The 18,938-nt window shown below is 72.8% G+C and carries 14 protein-coding genes; 6 read left to right on the top strand and 8 right to left on the bottom strand.

Features of this window, described 5'->3' with window-relative positions:
• Positions 1–46 precede the first annotated feature (46 nt).
• Together ACFPZN_RS45380 and ACFPZN_RS45385 are read right to left on the bottom strand one after the other, a co-directional pair.
• Entirely contained in the window at positions 47–346 is a 300-nt protein-coding gene (locus tag ACFPZN_RS45380; RefSeq protein ID WP_378289344.1) for a WXG100 family type VII secretion target, read from the bottom strand.
• A gap of 11 nt (positions 347–357) precedes the next feature.
• On the bottom strand, positions 358–699 hold the full coding sequence (locus ACFPZN_RS45385) for a hypothetical protein (RefSeq protein ID WP_378289346.1): 342 nt from the start codon (positions 697–699) through the stop codon (positions 358–360).
• Between the two features lie 356 nt (positions 700–1,055).
• Here ACFPZN_RS45385 and ACFPZN_RS45390 point away from each other — a divergent pair, with 356 nt between their 5' ends.
• Together ACFPZN_RS45390 and ACFPZN_RS45395 are read left to right on the top strand one after the other, a co-directional pair.
• Positions 1,056–1,397, top strand: coding sequence for a hypothetical protein (locus tag ACFPZN_RS45390; RefSeq protein ID WP_378289348.1), 342 nt, complete (start codon positions 1,056–1,058; stop codon positions 1,395–1,397).
• Positions 1,397–3,910 carry a TPR repeat domain-containing protein gene (locus ACFPZN_RS45395; RefSeq protein ID WP_378289350.1) on the top strand — a complete coding sequence of 838 codons (2,514 nt, stop codon included), beginning with the start codon at positions 1,397–1,399 and terminating at the stop codon, positions 3,908–3,910. The genes ACFPZN_RS45390 and ACFPZN_RS45395 overlap by 1 nt, the downstream gene beginning before the upstream one ends.
• A gap of 57 nt (positions 3,911–3,967) precedes the next feature.
• Here the strand turns inward: ACFPZN_RS45395 and ACFPZN_RS45400 are convergent, their stop codons facing one another.
• Entirely contained in the window at positions 3,968–5,461 is a 1,494-nt protein-coding gene (locus tag ACFPZN_RS45400) for an EsaB/YukD family protein (RefSeq protein WP_378289352.1), read from the bottom strand.
• 120 nt (positions 5,462–5,581) lie between these two features.
• On the opposite strand from ACFPZN_RS45400, the gene eccCa reads away from it, so the two are divergent.
• Positions 5,582–9,523, top strand: a complete 3,942-nt coding sequence (eccCa, locus tag ACFPZN_RS45405) for a type VII secretion protein EccCa (protein WP_378289462.1) — start codon at positions 5,582–5,584, stop codon at positions 9,521–9,523.
• A gap of 15 nt (positions 9,524–9,538) precedes the next feature.
• On the opposite strand, the gene ACFPZN_RS45410 is transcribed toward eccCa, so the two are convergent.
• The 4 genes from ACFPZN_RS45410 to ACFPZN_RS45425 all read right to left on the bottom strand — a co-directional run bounded on the left by ACFPZN_RS45410 (position 9,539) and on the right by ACFPZN_RS45425 (position 14,574).
• A complete protein-coding gene (locus tag ACFPZN_RS45410) occupies positions 9,539–11,203 on the bottom strand; it encodes a serine/threonine-protein kinase (protein ID WP_378289354.1) in 1,665 nt (554 codons plus the stop codon).
• A gap of 73 nt (positions 11,204–11,276) precedes the next feature.
• Entirely contained in the window at positions 11,277–12,533 is a 1,257-nt protein-coding gene (locus ACFPZN_RS45415) for an ABC transporter substrate-binding protein (RefSeq protein ID WP_378289356.1), read from the bottom strand.
• A gap of 2 nt (positions 12,534–12,535) precedes the next feature.
• Positions 12,536–13,519: a hypothetical protein gene (locus ACFPZN_RS45420; RefSeq protein ID WP_378289358.1), complete on the bottom strand. Its 984-nt coding sequence runs from the start codon at positions 13,517–13,519 to the stop codon at positions 12,536–12,538.
• Positions 13,520–13,665: 146 nt separating this feature from the next.
• Positions 13,666–14,574: an alpha/beta fold hydrolase gene (locus ACFPZN_RS45425; RefSeq protein ID WP_378289360.1), complete on the bottom strand. Its 909-nt coding sequence runs from the start codon at positions 14,572–14,574 to the stop codon at positions 13,666–13,668.
• 267 nt (positions 14,575–14,841) lie between these two features.
• Here ACFPZN_RS45425 and ACFPZN_RS45430 point away from each other — a divergent pair, with 267 nt between their 5' ends.
• The 3 genes from ACFPZN_RS45430 to ACFPZN_RS45440 all read left to right on the top strand — a co-directional run bounded on the left by ACFPZN_RS45430 (position 14,842) and on the right by ACFPZN_RS45440 (position 18,034).
• Positions 14,842–15,996, top strand: coding sequence for a sensor histidine kinase (locus ACFPZN_RS45430; protein WP_378289362.1), 1,155 nt, complete (start codon positions 14,842–14,844; stop codon positions 15,994–15,996).
• Positions 15,993–16,652 (top strand): response regulator, encoded by a 660-nt coding sequence (locus ACFPZN_RS45435; protein ID WP_378289364.1) that lies wholly within the window; start codon positions 15,993–15,995, stop codon positions 16,650–16,652. Before ACFPZN_RS45430 ends, ACFPZN_RS45435 begins: the two co-directional genes overlap by 4 nt.
• A gap of 92 nt (positions 16,653–16,744) precedes the next feature.
• Positions 16,745–18,034 (top strand): alkaline phosphatase family protein, encoded by a 1,290-nt coding sequence (locus ACFPZN_RS45440; protein WP_378289366.1) that lies wholly within the window; start codon positions 16,745–16,747, stop codon positions 18,032–18,034.
• A gap of 91 nt (positions 18,035–18,125) precedes the next feature.
• On the opposite strand, the gene ACFPZN_RS45445 is transcribed toward ACFPZN_RS45440, so the two are convergent.
• Positions 18,126–18,929, bottom strand: coding sequence for an alpha/beta fold hydrolase (locus ACFPZN_RS45445; RefSeq protein WP_378289368.1), 804 nt, complete (start codon positions 18,927–18,929; stop codon positions 18,126–18,128).
• Between the last annotated feature and the right edge of the window lie 9 nt (positions 18,930–18,938).

Consider the following 18,938-nt stretch of genomic DNA (forward strand, 5'->3'; position numbering starts at 1 on the left):
TACCGCTCGGCCGACGGCGTCGCCTGGAAGGCGGACGGCGGATCGCTCAGAACATCCCGTCCAGCCGCCGGGCCAGCGCGCCGTACTGGGTCCCGGCGCTCTCGGTGGTGGTGACCAGCCTCTGGAACGCGGCGTTCACCTGGTTGAAGTGCTGCTCGTACTCGTTGAACAGCCGGGTCGCGCTCTCGTTGCCCGCGCCCTCCCACTGGCTCAGCGTCGTGCGGGCCTGCCCGTCGATCGCGGTCAGCAGCGCGCGCAGCCGGCCCAGGTGGTGGGCCTGGTCTCCGGCCAGCCCGGTCAGCTTGCCGGAGTTGCCGTAGACCTCGAAGCCTCCGTTGTTGCCCATGCGATGTCCTCTCAGGCCGTGATGGGACGCTCGAGCGAGGTGAACTGGCCCTTGGCCGCGCTGAAGTCGTCGACCGTCTGCGTGACGGTCTGGCCGACGTCGTTGTTGGCGGTGACGAGCTTGACGCCGTTCTGGTCGCACCAGCGGATCAGCTCCCCGCAGCGGGTCATCAGCTCGCCGATCGCCCCGTTCAGCGAGGACAGCCCCGCTCCCTGGATCGCCTCCCCGGCCCGCTCCATGTCCGCGCCCAGCGTTTGCACCTGGGCGAGCAGGTTCCGCGCCTCGGCGCTGAGCTGGTCGCCGCCCTGCCCCAGGGCCCCGCCCTGGGTGAGCCCGATGAATTCGGCCCCCATGCCGCCTCCCGATCGCATTCGATCGCCCCGGTATCCAGACCAGGACACGCCGAGCAAAGCCAATTCGATCAAGATGAGCGCCGGGCGACGCACGGGTGAACACCTTCCCCCCGGTTCGTGTGGAGCGCGCCCGCGAAGTGAAGGTGCCGACGGTACCCCAGCGCGGATCCGTAGGGGATGGGAGCCGATCCCCGCCCTTCGGTAATTCCGAAGGGCCCGTACCCGAACGGTTCGATGGTCGATTAAGGGCAGGTGTCCACGGGGTGAACTTCGCTCGGAGAAATGTTCACCGGGCGCTCACGGTACGGCCCCGGAGATCGCTTACGCTCCCCGCAAAAACGTGTGAAGGGGGCGTCATGGCGGAGGTCGGGGCCAATCCGGGCCAGGCGGTGACCCAGGGGAATGTGGCGGAGGAACTGGCCGGCACCTTCGAACAACTGGTCATGGAGTTCCAGATGGTGGTGTCGGAAACGAACATCCGGGCGGTCGAGGCGCCCATCCAGCGCGGTTACCTGGCCTACTGCGAGGCCAACGTGTCGGCCATGGCCCGCGTGCAGACGCACGGAGTCACGCTCAGCGGCAACATCGTGGCCGCCGGAACCCACGTCGGGCAGACCGACCAGACCATCACCGGCGACATGAGCGCCACTCAGGCGCTGCTCCGGAACCTCAACTACGAGATCCCCCGGGGGCAGTGATGAGGGAATTCCAGCCAACGGACACCGCGGCGGACCCCGCCCTGATCGAGGCGGCGGCGAACCTGTTCTGGGCGACCGCCGGCCGCATCATCGGACGCTCCGGTGACCTCAGGGCGACGCTGGACAGCTCGGCGCTCAACTTCACCTCCCTGGTGGCGAGCGAGATCACCAGTCAGACCGGATACAACGTCGAGGACTGGAAGACGGCGGTCGAGGCCGTCTACTTCGGTGCCGGGGTCACGCTGGCATGGGCCAAGGCCGTCCGGGACTTCAAGGCGCGCCGGCAGCAGCTCATCGACGAGTGGAACACCGCCAAGGGCAATAATTTCGGTGTCGTGGGGTCGGAGCTGACGCTCTACGAGCAGACCCTTCCCAAGGATTCGCAGCAGGCGGTGAAAGGGGCGGGCGGCCCCACCTTCAACAGAGAAGACCTCGAGGTGGCCGCGGAGGAGAAGCTCGGATATCTGAACCAGCAGATCGACAGCGCCTGGTCGACCCTGCAGCAGACGGCCGCGGACCTCGGCAACCGGCTCACCGCCGGACCGACCCCGGAGAACGTGAGGTACCTGGTCGAGGCCGGGGCGTTGTCCTGGGCACCGTTCAACATCCGTGGTGCCGAGGCCCCGCTGCCGCTGAACCCGGAACTCGCCGCGGCGGACGCCGAGAAGTTCAAGGCCTACACGACCGGCAAGCTTCCGCCCGACACCGAGTACGCCGCCATGATCGCGGCGCTGAACGCCGCCGTGCAGGCGGGAACCTTCCGCACGGCGCAGGGCGGGCAACTGGACCCGAGGACCATCCAGTACCTGCAGAGCTTCTACGGCGCGCTCGGCCCCGACCTGTTCAAGACGCTCCCCGGCTTCCTCAACGGCAAGGGCGACAAGAGCCTTGGCGACGACCCGCTCCTCCAGCGTGACACGATCAACGCGCTCGGCGGCGGCCTGCTGCTGCTGTCCGACGAGAAGGTCGGCGGCGGCTATGACAAGCTGCCGCCGGTCATCCACGAACTGTTCAAGGGCGTCCCGGTCGGAGAAGGCGACGGGAGGACGATCCAGTACGCCTGGAGCCAGAACTACAAAGCCCTCAGCCAGCTGCTCGGTGGCGATCACCAGTATGCCGGCGGCAAGGAGTTCTCCACCCAGCTCGTCTCCGCCACCTCTTACTACCTCGATCACAGTCTCAACAACCCGCACCCGGACATGCGGCAGGGGTGGGACGACAAGCCCGCGATCACGATGCTGAACGTCGCCACCCGCAACATCGAGGCGAACCACGCGCTTCTCACCGGCGACCACGATCCGGGCGAGCTGGGTCTGCCGACCCCGGACCTGCTGAAGTCGCTGTACTCCCACGACTGGAGCGACGGCGGCAAGGCCGTCACCGGCCTCACCGACTGGATCTACGAGGAGAGCACGAACGACCGGGACGACACCGACGACGTGCGGCGGCAGCTCGCCGGTGAGGCCGCGGCCGCCCTGATCGAGACCGTCACCGACGCGGACAACGGCCTGTACCCCGCCCTCGCCGACATCGGCTCGGACATGCACTCGGTGGGCATGGTCAACCCCGAAGTGGCCAAGGAATTCGCCAAGATCGCCATCCACCACCTCGACAGTTTCGCCGCCGATGTCGTGCCCAACCCCCAGGGAGCCGACGCCGCTTTCATCTCCGCCGACAAGGGAAAGATGACGGATCCCACGGTGACCGCCTACGCCGGGGGCAACCTGAAGGTCGGCGAGGGCGACGCCGCCCGCTTCTTCGAACTGATCGCCGGCGACGAGAAGGCGGCGTGGCACCTGGGCACCGGGGTGGAGGCGTACGAGTACGCCAATCTGCAGCGCTATGTCACCGAGCAGATCACCACGGGCCAGAACAAAGCGTCCACATACGGCGGTGCCAACGGCAAGCTGCGCGCTCTGTATGACGCGGGCATGCTGAACGAGGCCATGGACCGCACCGGCAACGAGCAGCAAGCCCGCACCGATGCCGAGTTCCGCTCCACCAACGCCAAGACCCTCTGGTCCGGCCTCGCCAAGGAGACGGTCGGCAACTTGTTCAAATGGTCGGGCTACGCCAAGTCGATCATCGGTTCGAGCACTGAGATCTACCGGGCCGACGTGCGTGCCGGCGTGACCTCGCCGACGGTCGAGGTGCAGCTGCCGAACGGCAGCGACAAGTACACCCAGACCGCGCTGGAAGCGGAGGCCACGCTGTCGATGCTCGAGTCCGCCGTCCGCAACGGCAAGGTGCCGCTGGAGGTGGTGCCAGTGGACCTCCGGACCGATAAACCGGCCGACCCCATCAAGAGGCTCAACCAGGTCACCATCGGACAGCGCGAAATGCAGGATTTGATTCGGCCGCTGCTCGACTCGGCGGTACCGCCCAACCGCGACCCCATCGGGGAGATGTCCAAGACCTACGCGCAGTACTACAACACGTTCGCCGCCAACAGCCTCGACAAGTACAACAGGGACATCCGCAACGGCGTCGAGATGACCTCCTACCACGGGTGAACCATGTGTGGCCGGACCAGGGATTCACGGACGGTTCCTCCTGGTCCGGCCTTCTCGTCAGAAGGGGAGGGGGCCGAGGCGGTCGAAGAGGCCGAAGGTGTGGGCGGCGGTGACGACCATCGCGACGATCACGGCCAGTTCGGTCCAGTCGAGGAGGCGGCGGAGGCGGGCGCGGGGGACGGTCGCGAGCGGCACGGCGCTCAGGCCCACCGCCACGAGCGCCGCCGTCACGGCGAGGGCGGGCGTCCAGCCGGAGAGGGCGGTCCCGGAGGCCGCGGCGACGGCCGCGGCTCCCAGGCCGGCGATGCCCGCGACGCGGGGGCCGAGGGCCTGCGGGACGCGGTCGAACAGCCGGGAGCGGAGCAGCAGCGCCAGCGCGGCCACGGCGGCGAGGAGCCGGTCGCGGCCGTCGCCCGCGGCCAGCAGCACGAGCAGCACGCAGGCGGCGCCGGACAGTCCCAGCAGCGCCCCGATCAGCACGTCCTCGGTGGTGCGGAGCCGGTCGTCGAGGTGGTCGGCGGGGACCCGGCCGTGGTCGCGGGCCTGCTGGTCGGCGTCGGCCAGGCCGCCGAGCGTCAGCGCGGCGCGGGGCAGCGCCCCGGCGGCGAGGACGAGCAGCACCGCGCCCGTGCGGACGCCGAGCCCGGGTTCGCCGAGCAGTTCACCCGCCGTCACCGCGCCCGCCGCCGCGACCGCCACCGCGGACCCGCTCAGGAACGGCAGCGCGGACGGGGCGCGCGACCAGACGAGCCCGGCCGTGCCGAGCGCCCCGGTGGCGGCCAGGACCGCGAGGACGGCGGGGACCGGGGCGGTTCCGGCAACGGCGGTGGCGCCGAGCGCCGCGGCCAGGGCTCCCCATGCGCAGGCCGCGCCCGTCATCAGCCGGGCGAGGAAGGTGCGCTCTCCGCACGCCCACGCGCCCACCACGGCCAGCAGGGCGGCGATCGCCGCGCAGCCCGCCCGTCCGGCCGCCGTTCCCGCCGGGACGTCCCAGGAGGTGGCCCAGCCCGCGGCCACGGCGACGGCGGGCGGTCCGAGCGCGGCCAGCGCCAGCGCGAACCCGTAGGTGGTGGACGGCCCCCAGATCCAGGTGGCGTCCACATGGTCCTCGACGGCGCCGCGCACGTCCTCGACCTCGGCGGGCCGGACCCGTACCGCGCGCGGGTGCAGCATCAGCACCTCGCCGTCGGCGATCCCGGCGGCGGCCAGCGGCTCCGCGCCGGGCAGGTCCCGGCCGTCGAGCCGGGCCAGCCGCCAGGCGGCGGGGTCCGGGTCGGGGCGGTCCGGCGCGCAGAGCGCCATCAGCTGCGGGAGCAGCACCGACACCGGCACCCCGGCCGGCAGCACCAGGTCGGCGCGGCGGCCCGGCCCGGCGACCGTGACCCGGCAGTACCCGCCTTGCGTCGCGGTCTCCTCGGCCGCCGCCCGGCGCACCAGTGCCCGCTTCACCCCTGCGAACCTCCGCTCGTCATGTGCGGGCCACCCTCCGTTCGCCGTCCGGCCGCCGCCCCGTTGGATGATCTCCCCCGCGGCCGGAGCGATCGTCAGCATCGTGGTCCTCGCTGACGCGGAGCCGACCGGCGGGTGTACGGGAGGAGAACTCAGGTGGCCACGACCCCGGTGCGGCGGCCGCCCAGGCGGCCGGTGCCCGATCCGGGCGGCGAGCGGCTGATGCTGGCCGCGCCGCCGCAGCTGCCGGAGAACGCTCCGCTCGGCGGGATGAGCGCGATGCTGATGATGCCGATCGTCTCCGGCGCGGGCGGGCTGCTGATGACCCTGACGATGGGCCGCAGGCCGCTGTTCGCCGCCGCCGGCCTGCTGTTCATGGTGGCCAGCGTGGGCGTCGGCCTGGTGATGTTCCTGTCGCAGTACAACGGGCCGCGCCGCCGCGTCCGCGAGCAGCGCGAACGCTATCTGGACTACCTCGACGGGCTGCGCGGCACGCTCCGGAAGGTGGTGGCCGCGCAGCGGGCGGCCGGGGCGATGCGGCACCCGCCGCCCGGGGCGCTGCCCGACCTGGCCCGGCTGCCCGGCCGCCGGTGGGAGCGGCGCCCGTCCGACCCCGACTTCCTGCGGCTGCGCGCCGGGACGGGCACCGCGCCGCTGGCCCGTCCGCTGACCGACCGGATCGACCGCGACGACCCGCTGACCGTCTACGACCCGGTGTGCCTGGACGCCGCCGACCGCCTGGTGCGGCACTACGGGCAGGTCGCGGGCGAGCCGCTGGAGCTGGCGCTGGCCGAGGCCGGGATGGTCTCGGTCGTCGCCGGCCGGAGCGCCGGGCGGGACCTGGCGCGGGCCCTGGCCGCGCAGCTGGTGGCGACCACCTCGCCCGCCGACGCGGGCCTGGCCGTCGTCCGCGCGGAGCGGCTGGCGGTGGAGTGGGACTGGCTGAAGTGGGTGCCGCACAACGCCGCCGAGGGCCGGCTGGACGGCCCGCTGCCGGCCCGGCTGGTCGCCGCCGGCACGCTGGGCATGGCCGAGCTGCTGGAACAGGAGATCGAGGAGCGCACCGTCGCCTGGCAGCGGCGGCGCGGGCGCCCGCCGGGGCCGGGCACCCGGCGGCTGGTGGTCGTGGTGGACGGCGAGTACCAGGCGACCCTGGCCGGGCTGGAGCCGGTGCCGCCGGTGCCGTCCCTGGCCATGCTCGGCATCCACGTGATCGTGCTGATCACCGACCGGCGGGAGGAGCCGGAGGCGGTGGACGTCCGGGTGAGCGTGGACGGGGACGGCGCCCTCACCCTGGAGCGGCTGACGCCGGTCCCGGGCGCCGACCGGCCCGGCGAGGCGTCCGAGGAGCCGCTGCCGGAGCCGGTCACGGGCGTCGCCGACCGGGCGGGCGTGGCGTTGCTGACCGAGCTGGCGCGTGAGCTGGCGCCGCTGCGGGCGTCCGCCGACGACACCGGCGACGCGCTGCACGCCACGATCGGGCTGGCCGACATCCTGGGCGTGCCCGACCCGGCGGCGCTCGACCCGTCCCGCACCTGGGGGCCCCGGCCGGCGGGCGACTTCCTGCGGGTGCCGATCGGGGTGGGCCCGGACGGCCGTCCGGTGCTGCTGGACCTGAAGGAGTCGGCGTTCGGCGGGATGGGCCCGCACGGGCTGGTGGTGGGCGCCACCGGCTCGGGCAAGTCGGAGATGCTGCGGACGCTGGTCAGCGCGCTGGCGATCGCGCATCCGCCGGACCGGCTGGCGCTGCTGCTGGTCGACTTCAAGGGCGGCGCCACCTTCGCCGACCTGGCCGCGCTGCCGCACTCGGCCGGCATGATCACCAACCTGGCGGACGACGACGCCCTGGTGGAGCGGTTCCACGAGGCGCTGTACGGGGAGCTGACCCGCCGCCAGCAGTTGCTCAAGGACCTGGGCGCGCTGCCCAACGTGCACGCCCACGCCGAGCTGCGCGACGGCGGCCGGACCGACCTGGAGCCGCTGCCGCACCTGCTGGTGATCATCGACGAGTTCTCCGAGCTGCTGGCCGCCCATCCCGACTTCGCCGACCTGTTCGTGGCGGTGGGCCGGATCGGCCGGTCGATCGGCGTGCACCTGCTGCTGGCCACGCAGCGCCTGGAGTCGGGCCGGATCCGCGGCCTGGAGTCGCACCTGTCGTACCGGATCGGGCTGCGCACCTTCTCCGAGGCCGAGAGCCGCGAGGCGATCGGCGTCCCGGACGCCTACCACCTGCCGCCCGAGCCCGGGTCGGGGATCCTCAAGGTCGACACGTCGGTGTTCGAGCGGTTCAAGGCGGCGATGGTGTCCGGGCCGTACACGCCGCCGCGTCCCGACGAGGGCCCCGACCTGCCGGTGCTGCCGCTGCTGCCCGGCAACGGCCTCGGCGCGCTGCTGCGCGCCGGCCCGGTCCCGGCCGGGGAGGAGGCGCCCGCCGATCCCGCCGGGCGCAGCGTCCTGCGGGTGATCGTGGACCGCATCGCGGACGCCGCCGCGCCGCCCGTCCGGCCGGTGTGGCTGCCCCCGCTGCCGGAGGCGCTGCCGCTCGGCGCCGTCCTCGACGGGACGGGCGGCGAGCCCGGCCCCGAGGAGATCACCGCGGTGCTGGGCCTGACCGATCTGCCGCGCGAGCAGCGGCAGGAGCCGACCGTCTGGGACTTCGCGGGCGGCGACGGCAACGTGATCGTGCTCGGCGGCCCGCAGACCGGCAAGTCGGTGCTGCTGCGCACGCTGGTGGCGAGCCTGGCGCTGCGCTACCCGCCGGGCCGGGTCGCGATCTACTGCCTGGACTACGGCGGCGGGTCGATGACCCCGCTGGAGCGGCTGCCGCACGTCGCCTCGGTCGCCACCCGGTCCGATCCCGAACGGGTGGAGCGCGTCCTGTCCGACCTGACCGTCCTCCTGGACGAGCGGGAGCGGCTGATGCGCAGGCACCGGCTCGACTCCCCGGCGGCGCTGCGCCGCGCCCGCGCGGACGGCCGGATCCCCGCGTCGGTGTACGGGGACGTGTTCCTGCTCATCGACGGCCTGGCGGCGGCCCGGGAAGCGTTCGACGACCTGGACGAGAAGCTGGCGGGCCTGGTCACCCGCGGCCCGGCGCTGGGCCTGCACACGGTGGTCACGGCCGGCGCCGGTTCGCAGGTGCGGGCGCGGACGCAGGCGGCGTTCGGCGGGCGCATCGAACTGCGGCTGCCGGACCCGTTCGATTCGACGCTGGGGCGCAAGGCGGCCGAGCGCCTGCCGCACGACGTCCCGGGCCGTCTGCTGCTGGCGGGGGAGCGGTTCGCGCAGGCTGCCCTGCCCCGCGTGGACGGCGGCACCGGCCTGGACGATCTGCCGGCGGCCGAGGCGGAACTGATCGAGCGGGTGCTGGCGCGCTGGTCGATGCCCGCCGTGCCGGCGGTGCGGACGCTGCCGGAGAAGGTGGAACTGGCCCGGCTGCCCGGCGGGGACCGCCCGGACGAGGTGACCTCGCCGCTGCTGGGCATCGGCGACCGCGATCTCGGCCCGGTCCGGCTCGACCTGCTGACCGATCCGCACCTGGTGGTGTTCGGCGACTCGCGTACCGGGAAGTCGGCGCTGCTGCGCACCCTGCTGCGTCAGATCGCCGCCGTCCCCTACGAGCGGGTGGGCTTCGTGCTGGTCGATCCGAGGCGCAGCCACCTCGGCCTCGTCGACACCCCGCACCAGCTCGCGTACTGCACCGAGCGCAACCACGCCGGGCAGGTGCTCACCGAGGTCGCCGCACAGATCCGCCAACGCCTGCCGGGACCGGACGTCACCCCGAAGCAGCTCCGCGAGCGGTCCTGGTGGCGCGGGCTGGAGATGTTCGTCGTCGTCGACGACCTCGACATGCTCACCGCGGCGGGCGCGACGAACCCGCTGTCGCCGCTGATGGAGTTCGTCCCGCAGGGCGCCGACCTCGGCCTGCACCTGATCGTCGCACGGCGCACGGGCGGGGCGGCGCGGGCACTGTACGAGCCGGTGCTGCAGGCGCTCACCGAGATGTCCTCGCCCGCGCTGCTGTTCTCCGGCGACCGCATGGAGGGGAGGCTGGCCAACGGCGTCGCCTCCCGCCGCCTGCCGGAGGGCCGGGCGCTGCTGGCCAGACGCGGCGTCCCGCCCGAGCAGGTCCAGGTCGCCTGGACCGACCCCGCCACCGGCTGAAACCCGGCAGCGTGCTCACCCCGTGGGCCAGCTTCCGGGGACCGTTCGGGCGTGCTCCACCATCTGAGTCCAACGTTGCCCTGCCGAGCCGAGGCTGAGTGAGCGCGTCTCGGTGTCCGTCGAGGGTCGGCAGAGGAACGCCTGCGCCGGGCTGTTGGGCCGCGCCCCGGCGGGGAAGGGCGACGCGACCACGCATCGCAGGTCGAGCCGTCCCGCGATCCACAGGACGAGAGGGCCGGGCGGAAAGCATTCCATCACCATGCCTCCCGAGGCGGTGTCCACCTGGGTGAGCGAGGTGACGGGCCGGCCGCCCGGATCCATCAGGGTGATGAACCTGGTGTTCGTTCCCGTGGCGGCGTCCACGTCCTCGGTCACCATGCACGGCCATACCTGCCACGGATTGCCTCTCATGACGGCCCGCATCCGCGTGGAGCCTTTGCCGGGGCCGAGAGCGATCGCCAGTCCGCCGGTGATTCCGCCGAAGCACGCCCAGAAGGACACCGGGGCAGGCCAGGGAATGACGTCGCGCGCGGCAACGCCCATGCTGTGGAGGATCGCATGGAGCACCGCCAGAGCGATCGCCGCGAGAAGGATCGTTGTTCCGAGCCGGGTCCGGAACCGCCGTCGTTCGCGTGCGATACGGACTTCCTGGGACAGCTGCTCGAAGAGCTCGGGGGAGACGGTTCTCGCGGGCCGGCCGGAGACCCGGTATCCGAACCGGCGCGCGGCCTGGTCACGCTCGTCGAGCCGCAACGCGTCGAGTTCGACGGGATGTCCGGTCAGCGTGCCGGAGTCTTCCGGCAGGGCGCTGCTCCCCGGAGCATCGGGCTGTGCGGTCGGTTGCTCTTGGACGAGTGAGGTGAGCCGGGCCCGCAGGCGTTCGGCGGTAGGACGCCGGGACGGCTCACGGCGCAGCAGCGTCCGGAGCACCGGTTCGAGGGGACCGGCGTGCACGGGCGTGGCGGGGTCCTGGGTGGCGACGGCGACGAAGATCGCCCCAGGGCTGGCGCCCTCGAACGGCGGGTGCCCCTCCACCGCCGTGTAGAGCATGGCCCCGAGCGACCACAGGTCGGAGGCGGCCGTGGCCTTCTGGCCGCGGACCTGCTCGGGCGACATGTAGGCGGGAGTGCCCAGGACCGCGCCCGTTCCGGTCAGCGTCACATCGCCCTCGACGGCCGCGATGCCGAAGTCGGTCAGGACGGCGCGGTCACCCTCGAGCAGGACGTTGGCAGGCTTGACGTCGCGGTGCGTGATGCCCGCCCGATGGGCCGCGTGCAGGGCGTCCAGCACCTGCAGCCCGATCCGCGCGACCCTCATCGGTGGCAGCGGCCCCTCGGCCTTCACCAGGTCCTGCAGCGAACTCCCGCGCACCAGCTCCATGACGATCCAGGGGCGCCCGTCCTCGCCGGTGACGCGGTCGTACACGGTGACGATCCCCGGATGCCGCAGCCGCGCGGCGGCACGCGCCTCCCGCTCCAGCCGGGCGACCCAGATCCGGCGCGCGGCGTCGTCCAGATGCTCGGGCAGGCGCAGTTCCTTGACCGCCACCTCACGGTCCAGCTGCTCGTCACGGGCCAGCCAGACCGCCCCCATGCCGCCCCGGCCCAGCAGATCGGTCAGCCGGTACCGGCCCGCCAGCACCTGCCCGTCCGCGTCCCCCGCCTGGTTCAGCGGTCCCAAGGGCGCCACCCCACACGAAGACTTTCGTACCCGGCCAAGCTGAGATCCTCCCAAACACCGGCCACCCAGGCACTCAGGACGGGAAGCGAGTGGTTCGGCGGACCTGGTCCAGGGCGGTCAGGATGGTGTCGAGGCGAGGGTCCCTCGGGTCGGCGGCGAACTCCAGGACGGCGTGGTCGAACGCCGCGGCCATGACGGTCGGCATGGAGTCGGACGCGTCGAAGCGCACGGTCTGCGCGCTCGTGAGGGTCTGGGCGATGCGCTGGGAGAGCCGGTCGGGGTAGCGCTCGGGCGGGACGGCCCGGTTGAGCGAGAACGCGCCGCTGCCCGCCCGTTTGATCCAGATCTCCTGGGCGTGGGCGGTGGTGAGGTAGGCGATGAGCCGGCGGGCCGCGGGGGTGTCGCGGAACATGCCGAGGACGTCGCCGCCGATCTCGACCGCGCGGCGGCCGGGGAAGGGGATGAAGTCGTAGTCGCGTCCAGGCTGCGGGCGGCTCGCGGCCTGGTTGTAGAAGGCGGTGGCGAAAGAGCCCGCGTGATCGAGGAGGCACCCCGGCGGATCGGTGAACATCGGTGCCCCGGCCTGGCCGTAGCCGGTGAGCAGGATGCCGTTGGTGCCGCCGCGGGCACCTGCGACGACCGAGCCGAACGCCCGCCAGGCGTTCCGTACCGGCGCGGAGTTCCACGGCAGGCGTCCGGAGACCCAGGCGTCGTAGACCTCCGGGCCGGATTCGTGCAGCAGGACGTCCTCGATCCAGTCGGTGCCCGGCCAGCCCGAGTTGGACGTGTCGGCGAGCCCGAGGCACCAGGGGCGGGCACCGGTCGACTCGGCCGCGGCTTCGGCGAGGTCGGCCCAGCTTCGAGGCGGTGCGGTGAGCCGGTCTCGGAGCCCGGACGGGATCGTTCGCGGGTTGTACCAGATGAGGCTTTTCACCGTCGCCTTGACGACGATTCCGTACGGGCGGCGACCGCCGTCCGGCCCGGCGGCGGTGGTCAGCCCGTCGTCGGCCCCGTGCGGCAGTCCGCTGAGGGGACGCAGATCGCCTCCGGCCGCGTAGCCGCGGAGGTCGCCGATCCTGGACAGGACGGCCGTGTCCGGTGGGCGGCCGTCGTGCAGCTCGCTGGCCAGCACCGCGCGGGCGTCCCGGGTGCCGGTGTAGTCGACGTGGATGCCGGTGCGCTTCTGGAAGTCGGCCAGCACCGCCCGGAACGAGACCTCCTCCTGACCGGTCCAGGAGCCGAGCACGGAGACGGTCGTGTCCGAGCCGGAGCCGCCGCAGCCGCCGAGGACGACACCGCAGAGCAGCAGGAGGGCCGTCAGAAGTCGCATGATCATCCCCGGTACTCGCGGAGCCGGAGCGCGAAGCCCGCCGCGGCCAGGCCCGCCACCGCAAGGCTCAGCAGCGGCAGTCCCCAGGTCAGCCCGCCGGTGTCCGCGGCGTCGGTGAGCCGGGTCGTGAGCGGCCGGCGCGCACGGTCGGCCGCGGCGACGTTCAGCCCGCCGGTCAGGTCGGCGCTCCGGCCCGTCCTCAGCGCGCCGGCACCGGCGTCGGCCATGGCGATCTGGGTCTGCCAGACGCGGTCGAGTGCGGGCAGCTCCGTGTCGTGGGCGTGGGTGAAGGCCCGCTGGGTCTGCACGAGCGTGACCGTCGTCCAGACGACCAGCACGGACAGCACGACGCAGGCGGCCAGGAGCGGCAGGTTGAGAACGCGCCGGAACCGCCGCGCCATCGCGACCTGCGCATAGACCAGCGCCGCCATGAGAACGACCCCGACCGCGACGGGGGCGATGACGACACCTGAGCCGATCCAGGCGGAATCGCGCTGATCTTCGACGGCCTGCCGGTCCCGCCGCGCGATCTCGTCGATCCTGGCCAGCAGTCCACCGTCACCGTGCAGCAGGTCGGAGGCGTAGGTCAGATAGGCGAAGCCGAGCTTCTCCATGCCTTGCCGGTAGGTGGCATCGGCCTGTTCCACGAGCCCCTGATAGGTGACGACCTGAGCGTTCACCGCGTGCAGCAGGTCGCGTCCGGTGGCGCCACCGCGGTCGGTCCCGGCGACGCGCGCGAGGCTCTGCCCGGCCGTCGTGAGGTCGTCCCGGAACCGCTGACCGGGGCCGATGAGTTTGGCCGCCCCGGAACGAAAGCTCTGCCACGCGGCGCGGTCGGCGTCCGACAAGGCGGCACGGGCGGCGCGGGCGCTGACATACGCGGGAACGTCCTGCTCCCGTGCCGTCGTCACCGCGGCCTGGCCGCCCACCGAAACGGCCGTCGCGACCAGCCAGAACAGCGATGCCAGCGCCAGGACCAGGGCCATCGCCGACCAGAGCCAACGCGGCGTACTCCATTTCCGCGGAACCGCCCGAGCAGCGCGTGACACCCACGTCACACTAGACGAGAAATCCGCTGCCGATCAGGGGCCGGTGCGGGCCGGTTCCGGCCCCGAACCACTGAAGCGGGCGGTCATCCGCCGTTCGCCTGCCGCACGGCCTGGGAGGCGACGCGCTGGACGGCCTGGACGGCGACGTCGGGCTGGTCGACGTAGATGTAGTGCCCGCTCTTGGCGGCCGTGCTCAGCTTGGCGCGGCCGGACAGCGCGAGCCACTTGCGCTGGCCCGCGGACCACGCCTGCTCCAGCCGCGGCCCGTACTCGGGGATGGCCGCGAGGTACGGCTTCCCGTGCTGGATCACCTCCACCGGGATGTTCCCGGCGGAACGCACCTTCCCGTCGGTGATGGCGAGCTTCTCCGGGTTCTGCCCCTGGAAGATCGCGAGGTTCTGCGCGCGCACCTGGGCCCCCGGACCCGTGGCGGACGCGGGGATCGTCTTCGTGATGTCCTCGACCATGGTCGGTGACGTGGTGTCCAGCAGGACCAGCCCCTTGACCCTGTCCTGGTGGTCGGGGGCGTACCTGGCGGCGACCAGCCCGCCCAGCGAGTGCCCGGCCAGGACGACCGGGCCCTTGCCGGCGATCCGGTCGAGTACCCCGGTCAGGATCTTCCCGGTACCGGTGAAGTTCTGCGGGCCGTCCGGCTGGTCGCTCGCTCCCGCGCCGAGCCGGTCGTAGGAGCAGACCCGGTTGCCCTCGCTCAGCGTCTTCTGGACGGCGGCCAGCTTGTCCAGCCCGTCGCCCCCTCCGTGCATCAGGACGATGACCGGCTTGCCGTCGGCCTGGGCGCCCGAGCAGGACACGTTCACCGACTTCCCGCCGATGTCGATCTTCTTGGTGCCGGTGAACCGGTCGACCTCGGCCTTCCCGGAGGCGAACGGGTCCCAGTCCTCCACCGCGTCGCCGTCGCAGCCGACGAGCCCGGCGCCGACCACGGTGCAGCACAGCGCGGCCACAGCGGATGCCTTGATCTTGCGAAGCATGATGTCCTCCAGTGAGGGGAATCGGCGTTGCGCGGCGGTGTTGCGGGAGCGCCGCGGCCATGCCGAAACGCTATGGAACCGGAGGCTCATGAAGCGTCACCGTGCCGTGGACATTCGCTGGTAGCTCGCACGGGGGACAAGGGCGCCGCCCTCGGCCCCGGCCGGTCGCCGTGACCGAGTCCGCGGGATCCTGTTGCGCACGCTGTCCGGCTGGCGGGTTTCCGGTCGGCGCAGCGGCCGTGCCGAGGCGACCGCTACGCTCTCCCGGTGATCGATCTTCGTCGGGTTCCGGCCCTTTGGCGGCGTTGCGACGTCACCGTCCGAGATCTTCCGATCGCGCTGCTGCTGATCGTCGCGTCGTTCCTGCCGGTGCTCGAAGGCCACGACACGCAGGTCGGCGACCTGCCGGCCCGTCCCTTCGACGCGGTGGCCGCCGTGGCGCTCGCCCTCGAATGCCTCCCGCTCGCCCTCCGCCGCCGGTGGCCGGCCGCGTCCCTCGTCCTGGTGACGCTCGGCTTCCTCATCGCCGAGCTCGGCAGCCACCACATGGTCGCCGGCACCGCGATCACCATCGCGGTGCTGAGCGCGGGCGCCCATCTGGAACGGCACCGGCGCGCCACCCTGGTCGTCCTCTCCATCGTGTACGTGGCACTGGCGGTCACGCTCGTCCGGCTCGGCTCGACCGAGGGGCTGGACGGATTCGTGGCGTTCTACCTGGGGCTGACCGCCGCGTGGTGCGTCGGGACCTGGCTCCGCGCCACCCGGACCGCCGAGGCCGAACGCCGCCGCCGCGTCGCCGAGGCCACCCGCACCGCCGAACGCACCCGCATCGCCCGCGAACTCCACGACGTCGTCACCCACCACGTGACGGCGATGGTCGTCCAGGCCGAGGCGGCACGCTACCTGACCGCCGCACCCGAACGCCTCGACGAGACCCTGAGCGCCGTCACCGACACGGGCCGGCGGGCCATCACCGATCTGCGGCACCTGCTCGACCTGCTCAACCCCGACCACGGCACCGACGCCAGGACGCCGTCCGCCGGCGAACTCCACACGCTCGTGGAGCAGACGCGCCGGGCCGGGCAGCCGGTGGAGTTCACCGAGGAGGGCAGGACGGCCGAGTCGGGCGGAAGCGCCGGGGTCGTGGCCTACCGGGTGGTGCAGGAGGCCCTGACGAACGCCCTCAAGTACGCCCACGGCAGCCGCACCGCGGTCCACGTGCGGCATGGCGAAAAGGAGATCACCGTGCGGGTCAGCACCGACGGGTCCGGCTCGCGGGCCGGCTCTCCCGGCGGGAGCGGGCGGGGCCTGGCCGGGCTCCGCGAGCGGGTCGACGCCCTCGGCGGCGAGTTCGGCGCGGACCCGCGGGCGGACGGCGGCTTCGTCGTGCGGGCGCGCATCCCCGCGGGGAGGCCGTCGTGACCGCGCCGGTCCGGGTCCTGGTCTGCGACGACCAGGCGCTGATCCGCACCGGGTTCGCGACGATCATCGACGCGCAGCCCGACCTGGAGGTGGTCGGCGAGTGCGGGGACGGGCGCGCCGCGGTCGACCTCGCCCGCCGGCTGGACCCGGACATGGTGGTGATGGACGTCCGGATGCCGATCCTCGACGGCATCGAGGCGACCCGCCTGCTGGCCGGCGCCGGGGTCGCGCAACCCGTCAAGGTGCTCGTGGTGACGACGTTCAACCTGGACGAGTACGTGTACGAGGCGCTGCGCGCGGGGGCGAGCGGGTTCCTGCTCAAGGACGCCCCGCCCGCCCAGCTGCTGCACGGCATCCGCACCGTCGCGTCGGGCGCCGCGCTGCTGGCGCCCGAGGTGACGCGGCAGCTCGTCGGCAGGTACGCGGCGCGGATCCGTCCCGCCGGGAGCAAGGCGGACGACATCGCGCTGACCCCGCGCGAACTGGAGGTCCTGCGCCTCATCGCCGACGGCCTGTCCAACGGCGAGATCGCCGCGGCGCTGGTGATCAGCCCGGAGACCGTCAAGACGTACGTGTCGCGCATCCTCACCAAGCTCGACCTGCGCGACCGCGTGCAGGCGGTGGTCTACGCCTACCGCAGGGGCCTGGTGACCTGAGAGCCGGCGGCGCGGGGTGATTTTCGGGGGCGTTTACCGGGGGACACCTCGTCGATCATGCGGAGGCCACCGGATGCCGGTCGGCTGGCGGCATGAAACTTCGTGTTCGCGCACTTCGCACCGTTGCGGCCGGTGCCGGTGCCGCGCTCCTGGCCGGGCTGTGCTCCGGGTTGACCGCCCCCGCCTCCGCCGCCCCGGCACCGCGGGCGGACCATGTCGTGTTCCTCGGACTCGACGGCTTCGACATCGACTACGTCGGGGACGCCCCGATGCCGAACCTCGAGCGGCTCCTGCGGCGCGGCAGCCTGACGACCTCGACGGGCGTGATGACCTCCATCACCAACCCGTCGTGGTCGTCGGTGGCCACGGGCGCATGGCCGGAGCGGCATCGCAACACCGCGTACTGGTACGACGCGGCGTCCGGGACGGCGCGCGGGCAGCAGCGGGAACTGGCCGTCCCCACGATCGCGCAGGCCGTGCGGGACCAGGGCGGGACGGTGATGTCCGCGCAGTGGTTCATCCTGCAGAACTACGGGACCGCCTACGGGGACCCCGAGGGGATCTACACCCAGCCGGGCGGCGAGTGCTCCAGGCGTGTGGACGACGCGGTCGCCGTCCTGGAGGGCAGGCCGGTCTCCAGCGGCGGCGCGCCGGTCACCGCCCCGAAGATCCCGGACCTGACCGCCGTCTACTGCGACACCTTGGACGCCATCGGCCATTCCGGCGGTGACCGCGACCCGCGGATCCCCGGCGCGCTGCAGATGATCGACGAGCAGATCGGACGGCTCGTCCAGGCCACCAAGGACGCGGGCGTCTACGGCCGCACCGCCTTCGTCATCACGGGCGACCACGGGATGACCACGTTCATGAACGGCCTGGACACCCAGGTCGTCGAGGCGATCGCCAAGGCCGGGTACAAGGCCGAGTACCTCGCCTCGGGGCAGCGGCCCGCGGCCGGCACCGACGCGGTGATCGTGGTGGGCGGCGTCGGGAGCCTGCACCTGGTCGGGAAGGCCGCCGGGGACCCGGTGGCGGAGCGGCGCATCGCCGCGGCGCTCCGCGCCGTCCCGCACATCCGGTCCGTCTACGCCAAGGACGACCAGCGCCGCATGCGGATGAGCCCCAACTACGGCGAACTGGTCGTCGAGCCGGAACCCGGATGGACGCTGGGCGCCTCCCGCACGACCCCGGCGGGCGCGCACGGCACCACCAACGACCTCCGGATTCCCCTCGTGCTCGCGGGCGCCGGGGTGAAGCCGGGACGGGCCCCGCACCGTCCGCGCCACGTGGACGTGGCTCCGACCATGGCCGCCCTGCTGGGCATCGCCCCTCCCTCGGGCGTCCAGGGCCGCGTCCTGAACGAGGCACTGCAGCGACGCTGACCGGCGGCCACCGCTGAGGGCCTCGTCCGAGCGCCCTCAGCGGTCGTTCCGGAAGGAGACCGAGATCGCTCCCCGTGCCGGGCGCCGGTGGTCAGCCGGGGCGCTTCACCTCGGCGAGGAAGCCGAGGACGACCCGGTTGAACGCCTCGGGGACCTCCAGGTACGGTGCGTGCCCGCTGCCCGGCAGGACGACGCGCTCGGCGCCGGGGATGGCCGCCTCGACGGCTCCGCTGTGCGCGTGCACGTCCGGGACGTCCAGCTCACCGACCACGATCAGCGTCGGCACGGCTATCTCGCCGAGTCGCGGGAGCACGGGCCGCGCCAGGTCCCGTTCCAGGTCCATCGGTGGACGCAGGTTCTGCGGGTTGGCGGCCAGCAGCGCACGCAGCCGTTCCCGCGCGGCGGTGCTGCCGGGCGCGGTGAACCACGGGTCCTTCCCGCTCCAGTAGGCGATCTGCTCGGCGTCCGAGGTGTCGGGCGTGGGAACCTCGCGGCCGCCTCGGGTGAGGAAGTGCTCGCTGAGCGGCAGGCCGGTGACGGTCGGTCCGACCAGCACCAACGCGGCGACGGTTCCCGGATGGTCGAGCGCGCACCGCACCGTGAAGAGGCCGCCGATCGAGGAGCCGACGAGCACCGCCGGAGCGTCGGACACCGCACGGACGACGGCCGCGAGGTCATCGACGCTGGAGAACGGCTCGGTCGGCCGAGGTGAGCGTCCGTAGCCGCGCCGATCCCACCGCGCCACCCGATGGCCGGCCGCGAACACGCCGAACTGCGCGTCCCAGGACTCGCTGTGCAGCAGCCCATCGTGGGTGAGCACGACCGGCGCACCCGCCCCGGCCACCTCACCGTGGACGGCGTCGACCGCGATCGGTTCCACATCTCTGTGCACCATGTTCCCAAC

This window comes from Actinomadura rugatobispora, from assembly GCF_042656285.1.
Taxonomy (GTDB): domain Bacteria; phylum Actinomycetota; class Actinomycetes; order Streptosporangiales; family Streptosporangiaceae; genus Spirillospora; species Spirillospora rugatobispora.